Origin of the sequence: Microcoleus sp. bin38.metabat.b11b12b14.051, assembly GCF_013299165.1 — a bacterium.
In the GTDB taxonomy this organism is placed as follows: Bacteria; Cyanobacteriota; Cyanobacteriia; order Cyanobacteriales; family Microcoleaceae; genus Microcoleus.
Map to the genome: position 1 here is coordinate 128842 of NZ_JAAFKD010000014.1, position 15417 is coordinate 144258.

General features: G+C 47.2%; 15 protein-coding genes. 1 reads left to right on the plus strand and 14 read right to left on the minus strand.

What is annotated here, in order from left to right; all coding sequences use genetic code 11:
• Positions 1-239: 239 nt before the first annotated feature.
• Positions 240-434 (plus strand): 30S ribosomal protein S21, encoded by a 195-nt coding sequence (rpsU, locus tag QZW47_RS16615; RefSeq protein ID WP_006632476.1) that lies wholly within the window; start codon positions 240-242, stop codon positions 432-434.
• An 8-nt stretch (positions 435-442) separates the two neighbouring features.
• On the opposite strand, the gene QZW47_RS16620 is transcribed toward rpsU, so the two are convergent.
• The 14 genes from QZW47_RS16620 to thrB form a co-directional block, all read right to left on the minus strand.
• A complete protein-coding gene (locus tag QZW47_RS16620; protein WP_293128757.1) occupies positions 443-1906 on the minus strand; it encodes an AtzE family amidohydrolase in 1464 nt (487 codons plus the stop codon).
• Positions 1907-1920: 14 nt separating this feature from the next.
• Positions 1921-2097: a DUF4089 domain-containing protein gene (locus tag QZW47_RS16625; protein WP_293128845.1), complete on the minus strand. Its 177-nt coding sequence runs from the start codon at positions 2095-2097 to the stop codon at positions 1921-1923.
• A gap of 122 nt (positions 2098-2219) precedes the next feature.
• Complete coding sequence (locus QZW47_RS16630) at positions 2220-2708, minus strand: KGK domain-containing protein (protein ID WP_293128759.1); 489 nt, start codon at positions 2706-2708, stop codon at positions 2220-2222.
• A 167-nt stretch (positions 2709-2875) separates the two neighbouring features.
• Positions 2876-3328, minus strand: coding sequence for a hypothetical protein (locus QZW47_RS16635; RefSeq protein ID WP_293128761.1), 453 nt, complete (start codon positions 3326-3328; stop codon positions 2876-2878).
• 11 nt (positions 3329-3339) lie between these two features.
• Positions 3340-3648, minus strand: coding sequence for a hypothetical protein (locus QZW47_RS16640; RefSeq protein ID WP_293128763.1), 309 nt, complete (start codon positions 3646-3648; stop codon positions 3340-3342).
• Positions 3649-3674: 26 nt separating this feature from the next.
• Entirely contained in the window at positions 3675-4964 is a 1290-nt protein-coding gene (gene codA / locus QZW47_RS16645; RefSeq protein ID WP_366930890.1) for a cytosine deaminase, read from the minus strand.
• A gap of 107 nt (positions 4965-5071) precedes the next feature.
• Positions 5072-5563: an ureidoglycolate lyase gene (locus QZW47_RS16650; RefSeq protein ID WP_293128765.1), complete on the minus strand. Its 492-nt coding sequence runs from the start codon at positions 5561-5563 to the stop codon at positions 5072-5074.
• A 135-nt stretch (positions 5564-5698) separates the two neighbouring features.
• A complete protein-coding gene (locus QZW47_RS16655) occupies positions 5699-7204 on the minus strand; it encodes a cobyrinate a,c-diamide synthase (protein WP_293128767.1) in 1506 nt (501 codons plus the stop codon).
• A gap of 243 nt (positions 7205-7447) precedes the next feature.
• The gene (gene opcA / locus QZW47_RS16660; protein ID WP_293128769.1) at positions 7448-8812 is read right to left on the minus strand and encodes a glucose-6-phosphate dehydrogenase assembly protein OpcA; all 1365 of its coding nucleotides are present in this window, start codon (positions 8810-8812) and stop codon (positions 7448-7450) included.
• Positions 8813-9164: 352 nt separating this feature from the next.
• Complete coding sequence (zwf, locus tag QZW47_RS16665) at positions 9165-10694, minus strand: glucose-6-phosphate dehydrogenase (protein WP_293128771.1); 1530 nt, start codon at positions 10692-10694, stop codon at positions 9165-9167.
• On the minus strand, positions 10695-11504 hold the full coding sequence (locus tag QZW47_RS16670) for a hypothetical protein (protein ID WP_293128773.1): 810 nt from the start codon (positions 11502-11504) through the stop codon (positions 10695-10697).
• Between the two features lie 209 nt (positions 11505-11713).
• Positions 11714-12868: a transaldolase gene (tal, locus tag QZW47_RS16675; RefSeq protein WP_293128775.1), complete on the minus strand. Its 1155-nt coding sequence runs from the start codon at positions 12866-12868 to the stop codon at positions 11714-11716.
• A gap of 158 nt (positions 12869-13026) precedes the next feature.
• Entirely contained in the window at positions 13027-14100 is a 1074-nt protein-coding gene (fbp, locus tag QZW47_RS16680) for a class 1 fructose-bisphosphatase (protein ID WP_293128777.1), read from the minus strand.
• Between the two features lie 278 nt (positions 14101-14378).
• On the minus strand, positions 14379-15356 hold the full coding sequence (gene thrB / locus QZW47_RS16685) for a homoserine kinase (RefSeq protein ID WP_293128779.1): 978 nt from the start codon (positions 15354-15356) through the stop codon (positions 14379-14381).
• Positions 15357-15417 lie beyond the last annotated feature (61 nt).

Below are 15417 nucleotides of genomic sequence, written 5' to 3' on the forward strand. Positions count from 1 at the left end.
CAAACAGGTTCGTAGTGAGGACTTCAGTCCGCAAAAAAGAAGGACTGAAGTCCTCACTACAAACAAACAGGTTCGTAGTGAGGACTTCAGTCCGCAAAAAAGAAGGACTGAAGTCCTCACTACAAACCGATTTTCTGGTATAATTTTGAGGTTTTGGTCGATCGCCCGACATCCAACAGGTCGCGCCGCCAAAAACCTTGATATGATAAAACTTGATCTAACGAACCAAAGGAGAAAGAATGACCCAAGTTGTAATCGGCGAAAATGAAGGGATCGAGTCAGCCCTACGACGGTTTAAGCGACAAGTTTCCAAAGCGGGAATTTTCCCCGACATGAGAAAACACCGCCACTTTGAAACCCCCCTCGAAAAGCAGAAGCGCAAAGCTATTGCCAGAAGGACTAAGAGACGCTTCCACCGCAACAACAAACCCTAGAATTAACGCTAAATTGATTCGGCAGATATAATGCCTTGCGATTCTAGTACCGCAGCGACTCGGAGAATCACCGCTTCGCTGTAGGGAGCACCGATAATTTGTACCCCCAATGGCAAAGCGCCGGGCCGCTGTACGGGCACGCAAAGAACTGGCAAGCCTATAAATGATAGGGGTTGGGTGAACAGTCCCAGATTGGGACGCACTAAAATTTCTTTTCCGGCGATGACCATTTTCTCGACACCAATTTCAGGAGCCGCGATCGGAGTTGCGGGTGCGAGAATGATATCTGTATGTTGGAATATTTCGCGAATTCGAGATCGATACCACTGTCTGAATCTCTGCGCTTGCACGTACCACGTCGCAGGAATCAGGGTTCCAGCCAAAAAACGATCGCGCGTGGCAGGATCGAAGTCTTGAGGGCGCGCCCGCAAATTCTCCAAATGCAAGTTTCCCCCCTCGCAAGCCGTAATTATAAACGCTGCCGCCCTCGCGCGATCGGATTCCGGTATGCTAACAGTTGCCACCCCTCCAATTTTTGGCGGACTGATTGTTTTTTTATCTGACTCACTATCACATTTCGTGAAATTTGTCAAGTTGCGCGCAACTATTTCTACAGCATCCATTGCTTCCGGTTCAGCGTTACTAGCAAAATAGCCATCAGCAACAGCAATTCGCAATCCTGCAATTCCCATATCTAACTGTGGCGAACAAAGTTCCGGCGGGCGTTGAGTGCAAACTGGATCGCGATCGTCCGGCCCTTGCATGATATCGTACAGCAGCGCCATATCTCTGATCGATCGCCCGAACGGCCCCACACAATCCAAACTACTCGAAAATAAATAAGCGCCAGCCCTAGACAAACGGCCGTAAGTCGGCTTCAATCCAAACACACCGCACAAAGCAGCGGGTACGCGGATGGAACCGTTAGTATCCGAACCCAGGGTGAAGGGAACGAAACCTGCGGCGACGGCTGCGGCGGAACCGCCACTGGAACCGCCGGCGATGCGCGCAGTATCGCGCGGATTGCGAGTTGGCCCGTAGTGACTGTTTTCCGTGACAAAACCGTAGGCGTACTCATCCATGTTCAGCGTGCCTATAAGGATAGCACCAGCTTCCTTAAGTCGGGCTACCCCCGCCGCGTCCTCGGTAGCCGGAGGATTGTCAGCGTTGATTTTAGACCCGGCTAGAGTGGTAATTCCACCGACATCGAACAAGTTTTTGACGGCGAAGGGAACGCCTGCTAGCGGCCCAGGGTTTTCATGACGTGCGATCGAATTATCTATCTTTTCGGCTGCTGCGATCGCACTTTCTGCGGTGATAGCCGTGAAGCAATTTAGGCTTTGATCTCGATCGGCAATTCGTTCTAAAGCAGCATTCACAACCGCTGTCGCTGTAATCTTACCACTTTTAACCGCCGATGCTGTGGCGACTGCATCCGCTCCTGCTAAAAATTGGGCTTCATCTGCGTTCATCTGCGGTTAAAAATCTAAGGTTCAAACACTGGTGCAGCTTCGATTTCCGGTGGCAAGGGGAATTCTGTAACGAGTCGGGCGATCGCAGCTATCCTCTCGAAGTTTACCACAACGCCGGGACGATGTTCGGGTTTAAGGGGTAAATTGATTAGTTCGGAAGTGCGATCGACGTACTGTTCTATATTATTGATCATTAGTCCCTCCCAAAAAAACATCAGCGTTCATCCGCGTACATCTGCCCTCATCTGCGGTTAAAAATCTAAGATTCAGATATAGGTGCGATGATGATTGTATTATAATCGCGATCGGGCTGTCAGTTGTTATTGCTCAGTTTTTTGTATTCCTCTGACTGTCTGATATCATCTAAAGGTGATATAGGTTCATTCGGTAGATTTGGACTGAATTCTATACATATATCAAGAACAGCTTTATTATAATTTTTATAATCATCATTTTCGTAATATGAATTTACGACTTTTGCCTGCATTCTCAATTTTCCTTCCTGCCATCCTCCAGAACCCACTTTGAGAAGTTTACAATTTACTGCTTTGATAGATTTCCATTGAATTTCACTGCATAGAAAACTCCCAGAATCAAACGAGACAGTGCTTAAGTCGGATTTAATATCAGTACGGTCTTCATACAAATCACCACGATAACTTGGTTGTTTTTGATAACTACTTAAAAACTTTTCCTGAAATTGTTTACTAATTAAATCCTTAATTTTCCCAACTGTAAATGTATTATCATCGAATAACAAAACATCATCATCGCGGTCTAGTGGTTGAAATTTATCATTCATAAAATTTGATGCTGTCATGTATCTTTAAAGATCATGCGTGTAGAAGCAGGAGTTACAAATGTTCCCGTGGGAGTGTTCACCTAGGAAGACAACTATCTTTACCTTTTTTAGATCTGCTGGCTTAGCAGATTTCATGAACTCAGCCCGCTTCGATGTTTGTCCTCAACTCAAACATTAACAGTTTCCCGCAATTTCTCAACGGCGACATCCAGCGGAGGCAAATCAAAATCTTCAGCATCCATCAATTCCTTAACTTTCTCAAAAATCTCAACCTCCGCCTCCTCCTGGTCTGTCAGCTTATCATAAAAATAAGGATCGGCAAACCAGTGTTCAAACGCTATCATTAACAAGCCATTGGGCGAAAGTTCAAACCGCCAATACTTAGAAACTCTACTGTCAACCACTTCAAACATCGGTGCCGGATTATGGATAGGATAATAGCTGTAATTATCATTGCAGATGTAGTACCAAATAGTCCCTTTCCATTCTCGGATAGCATAAACAACATATTCCTTGCCTATAGTTAGTGGTAACTCAACTTTTCTAGTATAACCGCGTGGCGGATCTATATATTTTTCAGGGAGAGATTCACCCGTATTAGCAATACAACGAATTTTCATAACTTGATTACCTACAGATTTTTACGGGCTGTTTTGGGATACTGTCGCTTGAATTTAAACTCCACATCTTGAAGAGTCTGACTGTTCCGAAACCAATGGACTTGTACGGAAGCTCCATTAATTTCAAAAGCCTCAATACTTGTCATTTTATCCCAATCTTCAGAATTCCCGCCATAAACAGCAATAAGTCTCGGTGCATCCCCCAACAATCTATCTGTACCGCAATGAATTACTATGCAATTACCAGCCTTAGCATCTTGCAGTAGCAGTTGCTCCTGCAAATTTCTCGGACTCTCATCGGGGATAGCGCCTTGATTCACAATTTAACAGCTTCAAATATTGTTTGTCAAATACCATAAAAACTAATTTTAGCAGGTGCAGTTTCCGCAAGCAATTTTCCCCGCAAAATCACATACCGAACCGCAGCGCGCCTTCTAATTGCATCATAACAATCCTCAGCATCCAACACAATCAAATTTGCAGGTTTCCCCGCATCTATCCCATAATTATCATCTCCCAGATTGAGAGTTTTAGCACCGTTGACAGTGACCATATTAAAACAAGCTTCAATCTCAGAAATCCCCGTCATCTGACAAACATGAACCGCCATATGAGCCACATCCAACATATTTCCAGTACCCAAACTGTACCACGGATCTTGCACGCAATCATGACCTAAACTCACATTCAGATTATGCTGCCATAACTCCTTAACCCGCGTCACTCCACGACGTTTCGGATAAGTATCCGCGCGGCCTTGTAAAGTGATATTAATCAGAGGATTGGCGATGAAATTTATCTGCGATTTTTGCAAGATTCCCATCAACTTAAACGCATAGGCATTATTGTAAGAACCGAAAGCAGTCGTGTGACTAGCCGTCACCCGCGAACCCGCACCTGTTCTAATGGCAAAAGCTGCCACAACCTCCAAAAACCTCGACTGTTCGTCATCTATTTCATCGGAGTGGATATCTATTAATCTATTGTATTTTTCCGCAAGTTCAAAAACTCTCTCCACCGACTTCACCCCATCTTCCCGCGTCAACTCGTAATGCGGAATTCCACCCACAGCATCCGCACCCATATCGAGAGATTTCTCTAAAAGTTTGTCATTTCCCGGACTCCCGTAAATCCCGTCTTGAGGAAAAGCCACAACTTGCAAAGTCATCCAATCTTTGACAGATTCCCGCACCTCCAAAAGTCCTTGCAAAGCAGTCAGAGTAGGTTCGCTAACATCAGCATGACTCCTAACAAACAAAATCCCTTGTGACGCTTGCAACCTTAAAGTTTCAACTGCCCGTTTCTTGACATCATCCACAGTTAAACCTTGCTTGCGTTCCCCCCAAATTTGAATTCCCTCAAACAAAGTGCCGCTTTCATTCCATCGCGGTTCCCCCGCAGTCAAGACAGAATCGAGATGAATGTGCGACTCCACAAAAGGAGGACTAACTAAATTGCCTTGAATATCGATTTCGCGATCGCCCAGTCCCGAGATACGCGGCGATACAGCAACTATTGTATCACCATCGATCGCAATATCTACCATTTGGCGATCGCCCGCACCCAACAAACGACATTCCCGCAGAACCATGCTATACTTTTGTTCACACATCCTCTTTCTTTCTTTATCTTCCATCTCTTCCTCTGTGCCCTCTGCGCCCTCTGCGGTTAAAAAATCTTACTCAAAAAACCCACCTATAACGCTCATCACCGAGAAAAAAACGCAACTACAAATCACCAAAATCAGACAATCTCAAACTCCAGATTGTAATGCTTCACAAAATCGAAACTAAAATGGTCAACCACATTAGTATCGCTCAATTCCAGACTATAAAAATCCACAAAATCCGCATCAAAATAAGGCCCAGCGTGCCAAGTCCCCACATCTAACTTAATAAAACAACTACCCGGAATCCGAAAAGCCGCAATATCGTCCAAACTCGGTTTATCCCCATCCCCAGGAGGCGCAACCGCCATCAACCAATCCTTCCCATCTAGAGAGCCCAAACACTGAGTACATTCAACGTGCCGCGTTATTTTACCAAACTTGCGACCCTTCGCGCGCAGCCGCATAATGTAAAATCTAGGAATACCATTTTCCAAATTTAACCTAGCATCCTCAGCATCAAAAGACTTACCATCAAAACTCGCAGAAATAACTTGACCATAACTCCGAAAATTCTCCGATGTTATCCATTGTGTCGGCAATTGCTTAACTGAAACGAATGTACTCATAAATCTCAACATCTCCTCGATCATCTCATCAAAAACATAATACAAATACTCCCCTATCTCTATTCTCTGCGCCCTCTGCGCTCTCTGTGGTTAAAAAAAATCTAATTCGCTTTCTCGCCCAAAACACCCTTACAATCACGCATCAGCACACTGCTGCAAAAAACGAGCCGGAATATCAGGGCGAGCACCCCAGTGTAAATGCAAATAAGCAGCGTGCACCCGACAAACCCCCCAACCTTCCGCCACAGCCTCAACTTCCCCCCTCGAACCATACCTCCAACTGTGATAAATTGGATTAGTCGGTTCCACAGTTAAATGCGATCGATGAAACTCATGCCCCCAAACCGCATCCCCCGCAGCTAACATCAAACCATCCTCCACCGCCACCGCCTCTCGATATCCCAAAGTCAAGCGCTTTCCCATCGCAGCAGCAGCCGGCAACACTCCCACCCCTTCCCAAGAATTCCCATCAAAGTCTACAATCGAATCGCACAAGTACATCAAACCGCCGCACTCCGCATAAGTCGGCATTCCCGAAAAAATCGCACATCTGACTGCATCCCGAATTAAAATATTATTGCTCAATTCCTCAGCAAACACTTCGGGAAAACCACCGCCAAAATATAACCCCTGCACATTCTCAGGAAACACCGAGTCATCCAACGGACTCCAAAATACCAACTGGGCACCCAACTCTTCCAATAAATCAAGATTGTCCTGATAGTAAAAATTAAAAGCCCGATCGCGCGCAACTGCAATCCGCACCGCAAACTTTCTTTCCAAACTGTTGACAACATCCTCTTTTTCAGATACAATCTCGTGAGGGAGACTGTATCTACTCAAAAGTTGCTCAGACCCCTCACCCCCCCCATCGGCAGTAACAGCTAACAAAGGCAAAAGTTGCTCCCACTCAAAACTAACAGCAGCCAAATCAGCTAACTTATCGATCGCACCTTGAAGATGCGGCAACTCCTGGGCCGGAATCAAACCCAAATGTCGATCGGGAATACTCACGGCCTCATCCCTACGCAAAACTCCCAAAATCGGTAAATTGAGCTGTTTGAGAGCATCGGTAAGCAACTCCAAATGTCGATCGCTCGCCACCCTATTCAGCACCAAACCCGCGAAATTAAGATTTGGGTTAAAAGAACGAAAACCGTGGGCGATCGCAGCCACAGAACCAGAAAGCCGGCTGCAATCTATTACAAATAATACCGGCAAATTCAACAAATAAGCAACATGAGCCGTAGAAGCAAAAGAAATAGAATAATTTTGTTCTTCTTCCCTCTTCCTTATTCCCTCTTCCTTATTCCCTCTTCCTTCTTCCTTCTTCCTTCTTCCTTCTTCCTTCTTTTGAGAAACCCCATCAAATAAACCCATTACCCCTTCAACCAAGGCACAATCAACATCTTGAATATGACGGGAAAAACACTTTTTCACATAAGATTCAGACGTTAAAACCGGGTCTAAATTCCGACAAGGACGACCAGTCACAAAAGTATGAAACATCGGGTCAATGTAGTCAGGGCCGACTTTAAAAGATTGCACGTTCAAGCCCCGACGGATTAAATAAGCTAAAAGGGCGATCGTTACAGTAGTCTTTCCCACACCGCTACGTTCGCCAGCAATTACTAAAGTCATAGTTCTAGTTAGTTAGAATAAATACTGAAAATAAACAGTTGATCAAGTTATAAGTATTGCTCTCGAACCTCTCAAATAATGCCTATTGAACGAACCGCGAAGACGCGAAGGGCGCGAAGGAAGAAAAGAGAAGAACAAAAGTAGGGCACACATTGCCTGCTCACTTAATCCTTCCTTCTTCCCTCTTTCTTCTATCCGTTACATCCGTTACATCCGCTACACAATCCGTTGCCGAACTTCTCTTTACCGCTTAGCCAACTTCAGGATTTGAGCCGTCACCGCCAAACTTTCCTCGTACAGCATATCTCGACCCCAACTTTGCAAGTGCTGGCCCAGCAACTGTTCCGTCACCTGATCGAACAGAGGAGTCACCTGGTTAAATCGATCGGTTTGAGCGCCTCCCTTCATTTCCATCCGCATACAGCCGCCCGTTTCCGAACACAGAACCGTACCGCAGTAAGCTTTCTCGTTCGTAGAATTCAAACGCAGAGCAATCAAATCGCCGGGGACATCGCCTGTATCCGCAGTAGGAATAGCAGCTAACTCGGCTTCTACAACCCGTTCATCTGCACCAGCAAATTTAATTCGCATGATTTGGTAATCTCCCTCCTCTTGCTTGAAAGCCACCGGACGCCACTGAAGCCGGCTCGCCAGCCAGCCCAAATACATCAGTGCTTGAGTAGAATTGCCGTGTTCGTAATCGATCGTCACTCGATCGATCTCCCGAATTGCTACCCGACGTTCCGGCGGATCGAAGGCCTCAGCAGCCAATTCCTGCCACGCCGCCAACCTGCGCCAATTCAAATCTGCGATCGGAATTCCTTCCTCGATCAGACTTTGCATCAACAGCAATTCCGCTTCAGACTCGGTAAAACTGCTAGAGTCGATAATCACAGAACTGCTAGTTTCCGCCAGCCGCTGGAACAAACTTCGATCGGCATCTGGATTCGCTTTCCACCACACCAGCGTCGGTAAATCCGGAATCGTCAGCGCCGTCACAATCGCGCTCACCCGTTCCAAAGCAGCCTCCGTACCCCGGAGCGTAATGTACTCGCAGCAGATCAGATTACCGCTGCTGCGTTTGTGAACCGGACAATAAGCAGCCACTTGAGCCTGCACGCCCATATCTTCCCCAGCCGTCGGACACAGAGCAATAATCCGGCAGGGATTGGCAGCCACGATCGCATCAGCCACCCCCGAACCTCCCGAACCCAAGCCACTCGAACCCAAAAGCTCTCCCTGGGAATTTTTGCGAGCCACTTCTTCCCGCAACATCGCCAGCAATTCAGCGCTAGATTTGCCAGTTCTCGGCATTCCGTAAGCTTTTTGAGCCGCCCTGATACTAGATGCCGTCATCGGCCCGCTAATACCATCGATCGGCCCGTCGTAAAACCCCATATCTGCCAATAACTGCTGAGTTTCTTCCGGTTCGTAGACTACAAAAGTAAAAGTTGTTGCCCTAGTTGCGATCGGAAAATCGCCCTTAGACCCTGATTCTTTGTAACTTTCCCAGATTTGACTCAGTTCTGCCTCTATCTGGTCGAGCGACACATCTTTAGGAGTTTGCAGCGAAACTAAAGGTGGAGCTTTCATCGGTGTCATCGTCATAAATCTTGTCTCCTTTCTAATTAATTATTAGTCATTAGTCATTGGTCATTGGTCATTTGTCCTTAGTCATTGGTCATTTGTCCTTAGTCATTTGTCCTTAGTCATTTGTCCTTAGTCATTTGTCCTTAGTCATTTGTCCTTAGTCATTTGTCCTTAGTCATTTGTTAGTAATTGAGCATTATCAATAACCAATTACTCCTAGCTAATTACTCCTAGTTAATGACCACTGGCTACTGACCACTGGCTACTGACCACTGACTACTGACTACTGACTACTGACCACTGACCACTGACTACTGACTACTGACCACTGACCACTGACCACTGACCACTGACCACTGACTACTGACTCTTAAAGTCTGCGCCACTTGCGGCCGTCTCTGTTAATCAGCAGTTCTGCTTCCGCCGGTTCCCAAGTACCAGCTTCGTATTTAGGAACCAGTTCCTGTTCGTTCGATGATTCCCAAGCCATCAGCGCCGGAGTTACCACCCGCCAAGCTTCTTCCACTTCATCAGAACGGGTAAACAAAGTTTGGTCGCCCAGCATACAATCAATTAACAGGCGATCATAAGCATCCGAAGATGTCACCCCAAACGAAGAACCGTAACTAAAATCCATATCCACCGTCCGCGTCCGCAAATCCGGCCCCGGCATTTTTGCCTCAAACCTCAGCGAAATCCCCTCATTGGGATGCACGCGCATCGTCAAAACGTTAGGGGTAGTTTGTTGGGCCGCCGACTGAAAAATTAACAGCGGCACTTCCCGAAACTGAATCGCAATTTCGCTCACTTTTTTCGGCAACCGTTTACCGGTACGCAGGTAAAAAGGCACTCCCTGCCAGCGCCAGTTGTCAATCAGAAACTTCATCGCCACAAAAGTTGGCGTTGTCGAATTGGGAGCAACCCCCGCTTCATCGTGATAACCCGGCACGGGTTTGCCTTTCATCCATCCTGCGGAATATTGACCGCGAATAGCGGAGAACTCCAAGTTATTCAAATCTGCCAAGCGAGTTGCTTGCAGAACTTTCATCTTTTCCGTGCGGATACTATCAGCATCCAGGGAATTCGGCGGTTCCATCGCCGTCAGACAGAAAATCTGCATCAAGTGGTTTTGCAGCATATCCCGCAATGCCCCAGAGGATTCGTAGTAACCAGCCCGGTCTTCTACGCCCACAGTTTCAGCAACAGTAATTTGTACGTGATCGACAAATTGCCGGTTCCACAACGGTTCAAAAATCGCGTTAGCAAACCGGAACACCATCAAATTCTGAACAGTTTCTTTACCTAAATAATGGTCGATCCGGTAAACTTGCTGTTCTTGGCAAACCTGCTGCACCACACGGTTGAGAGCTTTTGCTGAACTCAAATCGCGGCCGAAAGGTTTTTCAATTACCAAGCGGTGTTTGACTGGATCTGCCAGGAGTCCGGCCCCGCCCAGTTGTCGAATCGCTTCTGGGAAAAAGTTCGGGGAAACCGATAGATAAAAAATGTGGTTGCCGCGAGTTCTCCTTTCTTCGTCAAGTTCTGCTAAAAAAGCTTTGAGTTTTTGATAGCTTTCGGGATTGTCAATGTCACCAGGACAGTAGTACAAACCTTTGGCGAAATCTTGCCACAATTCCTCATTACCAATACCGCCGCCAAATTCTTCGATGCCTTCCCGCATTTGTTCTCGGAAGTAATCGTGACTCCAAGGACGGCGGGCCACACCTACCACTGTAACTTCTGGTGGCAAACGTCGATCGCGCCTCATCTGATAAATTGCTGGTACCAGTTTGCGCTGGGTGAGGTCTCCCGAAGCTCCAAATATCACCAGAATTTGCGGTTCCGGCATCCGTTCTTTTCGCAAACCTACCCGCAGTGGATTTTCAAGAATCGTTACCATTTATGTTCCTTTTGCTTCTAGTGCTGTTAGTCTTGCCAATACCGCGTGATAATTTGCGGTCATTTCTGCTAATTGCTGGGTTAGAGAGTTAATCTGTCCTTCATACTCCGCTTTCATTTCCTTCCTAACTTCCGCCCGAATTTTAACTCTTTCAGCAGCCAGTCGGACTTCCCAATCTTTATCCCGTTGCCGCAATTCAGCTTTTAACTGCCGATTTTCAGCCCTCAACTGCTCCAACTCCAGCGCCACCGCAGCAGCACGCCGATCCCTTTCTTTGTTTTGATCTCGGATTTGCTGTCTCAGACGCTGATTGTCCGATCGCAATTTCTCCAATTCTGAAGCACTATCCTTCGGAGTTCGATCGCTTCCGTCTGAAGGAAATCGCTCCTCAACCAACCGCTTAATCGCAGCACCAGTAGGAATTCCGTTGGGTGATGACTCTACTGCTTCTTGCCAGATTTGGATTTGTAATTCTGGGGAGAGTTTTGTCAAAGGACGAACTTGATTTTCTTTTCTAGGCAAAATGTGCGCAATTGCGCACAAATTTTCCATCACTTGGGCGGCCTCAATAAATTGATAAGCTGTCCGCCTTGCTATGTTCCACTTTTCTAAGCAATAAGCCTCAAAGGTCTTGTGGGTTTCCCGGTAGAGTCTCTGTGCCAGAATTTCGTTAAGGGCTTTGCCAACTTCATAAAATGTCTGAAGTCCATGTTCTACAATGGATTCCAGTTCTTGAATCCGCGCCCGTTCGGCGACATCAAGTTGGTCGATTGCACACTGGCTTTCTATTAGAGTATTGGTAGTCTGCATAGTCAGGCCTCAGCGGTTGGAGATGGAGAATTCGAGTTGTATATCTGGAGAGATTCCTGCTAGATCATAGAATAGATTTTTTTGTTTGGGAATTTTGTGCGCAATTGCGCACAAAATTCCGAGACAGAATTTAAACTCAGCAGTCAGCAGACAAAATTATTATGTATTCAGACTCCTGAGACTTTCTGCCCTTATCGATACAAACCTGCTCACGACACGGGTGCGAGCTTCTGCACTTTCTCTTCCAAGGAATCCATCAGGGATTGGAAGGGGCTGACAAATTTCTCGATCCCGTCCAGGAGCAAGTCTTCCATCACTTTGTCCAAGTTGATGTCGATATCGGGATCTTTGAGACTTTCGATCAGACTGTAAGCTTCTGCAACATTGTTCTCAATCCGGGGCGCGACATCGCAGTGATCGAAACAAGCTTCCACGGTATTTGGTGGCAAAGTGTTAACCGTGTCGGGGCCGATTAGTTCATCGACGTACATCACATCGCTGTAGTTGGGGTTTTTGGTGCTGGTGGAAGCCCACAGCAAGCGCTGGACTTTCGCTCCTTTGGCGGCTAAAGCTTGCCAGCGATCGCTCGCGACGATCTCTTTATACTTCTGGTAAGCTACCTTAGCATTGGCGATCGCCACTTTTCCCTTCACTGCTTCCAGTTTGGCTTTTGTGGAAATATCTGTAACGCCTTTGAGTTTCTCATCAATCTTCCCGTCGATATTGATGTCTATCCGGCTCAAGAAGAAACTGGCAACAGAAGCAATGTTGCTCACATCCAAACCTTTAGCAGCCCGCGCTTCCAAACCGCGAATGTAAGCCCAGAAGGTTTCGACATAGCTGTCAACCGAGAACAGCAAAGTCACGTTAACGTTAATCCCTTCACTGATGACTCGCTCAACTGCGGGCAAACCTTGAGCGGTTCCGGGAATCTTAATCATCACGTTTTGTTTGCCGATCGCAGGGTAATAGCGGAAGGCTTCGCTAATCGTGCTTTCTGTATCATTGGCGATCGTTGGTGGCACTTCTATGCTGATGTAACCGTCCAAACCCTTCGACTCTACATAAACCGGGGCAAAAATATCGCAAGCGTTGCGGATATCCTCAAATACCAGAGATTCGTAAATCTCCATGACAGACTTGCCCGCCCGGATGCCCGCTTCGATATCCGCGTCGTAAATAACATTACCCGCGATCGCTTTCTCAAAAATCGCTGGATTAGATGTAATCCCGCGCAGTCCCCGACTTTCAATCATCTGTTTGAGTTCACCCGACTCGATTAGATTGCGAGTCAAATTGTCCATCCAGATACTTTGGCCAATTTCTTTTATTTCTAACAGGTGATTCGTTGTGGTTTCCGTCATGAATGTAACTCCTACAATTTGATAGTTGATAATTGGGAATTAGAAATTAGAAATTGATAATTTGCAATCTGTAATTTGCAATCGGTAATTAGGAATTAAAACATTCCTGCATCCATTCATCCGTTACATCCGTTACACAATCCGTTGCCGAACTTCTTTCACTCTTGGAGTGTGCGAGAATTGCGCGATCGATCTTGAATAAAAGATTCAACCATCGCTACATTTTCTTTACTGCCGATAATCAAGGGCGATCGCTCATGCAGTTTAGTCGGCACAACATCTAAGATGTCTTGAGTACCCGTACTTGCCCGGCCGCCGGCTTGCTCCATCAAAAACGCCAAAGGAGCCGATTCGTAGAGCAAACGCAATTTACCCTCTGGTTGTTTCACCGTTCCGGGGTACAAAAACACGCCTCCCTGGGATAAAATCCGGTGGAAATCTCCCACCAAAGCCCCCCCATACCGGGCGGTGTAGCCTTCGCTGCGGTGCACATAGCGAATATAGTCTCTCAAAGATTCGTCCCACTGCCAGAAGTTGCCTTCATTAACGCTGTAAATCGGGCCGCGCGAGGGAATCTGTATATTTTCGGTTGCTAGAATAAATTCGCCCAAACTGGGATCGAGGGTAAAGGAATGAACGCCTTGACCGATCGAATAAACCAGTATGGTACTGGGGCCGTAAAGTACGTAGCCCGCGGCAATTTGTTTGTGTCCGTGTTGCAGCAAGTCGGAAGCAGAACCGTCTGCATCATCCCCTTCTTGCTTGCGAATACTGAATATTGAGCCAACATCAAGATTGATATCAAGATTGGAAGAACCATCTATGGGATCGTAGAGCAGACTGTAGCGTCCGATCGGACAGTTTTCAGGAATGTAGTAGGGTTTTTCCATTTCCTCGGAAGCCAAGCGGCAAACAAGTCCGCTTTGTTGGAATACCGAGATAAACACTTCATTAGCATAGATATCCATCTTTTTGACAGATTCTCCCTGCACGTTCACAGCCCCAGTAAACCCTAAAGCATCTTCCATTAACCCGGCTCTGCTGAGTCGTCGCGCGATCAGCTTAGCAGCCAGCCCGATGCGATTCATCAGAGCGCTGAGATCCTGAGCATCTGCTGAAAAGCTGTGGAGTTGCTGGAGTACGTGACGGGATAGAGTCGTGCAATCGCGGTCTAAGGCTTGCACCTGCTCGGTCTGGCCCAGACGGGTTTCCCCTGTTGGCGCGTTTACCATGATGTTGATGTTCTCCCTGTCTTGCGGCTGGCTAGTTGGGGATTTTCAGGTGCTTGGCGTTCGCCCCTCGATCGGCTTTGAGGTCGATCGTCCCCTAACTTCTATCTTAGGAAGGCTTTGGGAAAAGGGGGTCGAACTTTAGGGTAACTTTAGATCCCCATCGAAAATTGAGGAGTGCGATCGAGCTTTGAGCAAGTAGTTGTATTCCAAGTAACTAATTTTGTTTTAACCACAGAGGGCGCAGAGGGCGCAGAGGAAGAGAGGGCGAGCGTTACGAGTTAAGCAGAAATTATGGCTCCTTGGGTGTCGGGGGCGATCGCCCTTACATCAGCCTTCACCCCAAATTCCCGCCAAGCAGCCGCCATTTCTCTGACAACCGCATCAACATTAGTAACATCCGTTAGAGCCAAAATCGTCGGCCCCGCACCGCTAATTACCGTACCGTAAGCGCCAGCAGCGACGGCAGCTTGTTGCACAGCTTCATATCCCTGAATCAAAGATTGGCGGTAAGGCTGGTGAATTTTATCTTGCAGGGCGGCGCGCAGCCAGTTTTCATTGCCAGTTTCCAAAGCCCGCACCAGCAAACCAACATGGGCGGCATTGAAAATCGCGTCAGCCTTACTGTAATCTGTCGGCAAAACCTTGCGCGCTTCGGCGGTAGAAAGTTCAAAATCGGGAATAGCTACCACCGGCACAATACTAGAATGCCAGGGAATATCGCAAATCTCCCACCCAAAGCCCTCTAGATCGTCATCTGAACCTTCTGTGCGCCTTTGGGGTTGATTTTTCAAACTTGACGCAGCGAGGCGACAACCCCCCAATAAAGCGGGGACAACGTTGTCGGGATGTCCTTCAAGTTCGATCGCCAACTGCATCACATCCACCTGACTCAAAGGCTTACCCGCTAAACAATTAGCCGCCACCAATCCGCCGACAATAGCAGTAGCGGAACTTCCCAAACCCCTCGCCAGCGGTACTTGCATATCTATGTGTATTGCGACTGGCGGCGGTGGTTGGCGGAGGTATTCGTATAATTTGACAAATGCTTGATAAGCGAGATTGCTATCGTCTGTCTTGACTTTGGCTGCTTCCGCGCCCGTAACAGTAATTTGCAATTTCTCGGTTGCTGGCGCTTCGAGGAGGGAGAATTGGAAGTGATTGTAGAGGCTTAAAGCGGCGCCGATGCAGTCGAATCCGGGGCCGAGGTTGGCGGTTGTGGCGGGTACGGTGACGGTGACGGTTGAGGTTGCAGGCATTTTTTGACTGGGTGAATTTGGAGTGTTCAACCGCTGATGAACGCTGATGAACGCTGATTTT

Coding starts and splice junctions, on each gene's coding strand:
- QZW47_RS16670 (WP_293128773.1), bottom strand. CDS start 11,504: ATGCAGACTACCAATACTCTAATAGAAAGCCAGTGTGCAATCGACCAA.
- QZW47_RS16630 (WP_293128759.1), bottom strand. CDS start 2,708: ATGAATGATAAATTTCAACCACTAGACCGCGATGATGATGTTTTGTTA.
- tal (WP_293128775.1), bottom strand. CDS start 12,868: ATGACGGAAACCACAACGAATCACCTGTTAGAAATAAAAGAAATTGGC.
- codA (WP_366930890.1), bottom strand. CDS start 4,964: ATGGAAGATAAAGAAAGAAAGAGGATGTGTGAACAAAAGTATAGCATG.
- fbp (WP_293128777.1), bottom strand. CDS start 14,100: ATGGTAAACGCGCCAACAGGGGAAACCCGTCTGGGCCAGACCGAGCAG.
- thrB (WP_293128779.1), bottom strand. CDS start 15,356: ATGCCTGCAACCTCAACCGTCACCGTCACCGTACCCGCCACAACCGCC.
- QZW47_RS16650 (WP_293128765.1), bottom strand. CDS start 5,563: ATGAGTACATTCGTTTCAGTTAAGCAATTGCCGACACAATGGATAACA.
- QZW47_RS16620 (WP_293128757.1), bottom strand. CDS start 1,906: ATGAACGCAGATGAAGCCCAATTTTTAGCAGGAGCGGATGCAGTCGCC.
- opcA (WP_293128769.1), bottom strand. CDS start 8,812: ATGACGATGACACCGATGAAAGCTCCACCTTTAGTTTCGCTGCAAACT.
- QZW47_RS16655 (WP_293128767.1), bottom strand. CDS start 7,204: ATGACTTTAGTAATTGCTGGCGAACGTAGCGGTGTGGGAAAGACTACT.
- QZW47_RS16635 (WP_293128761.1), bottom strand. CDS start 3,328: ATGAAAATTCGTTGTATTGCTAATACGGGTGAATCTCTCCCTGAAAAA.
- rpsU (WP_006632476.1), top strand. CDS start 240: ATGACCCAAGTTGTAATCGGCGAAAATGAAGGGATCGAGTCAGCCCTA.
- zwf (WP_293128771.1), bottom strand. CDS start 10,694: ATGGTAACGATTCTTGAAAATCCACTGCGGGTAGGTTTGCGAAAAGAA.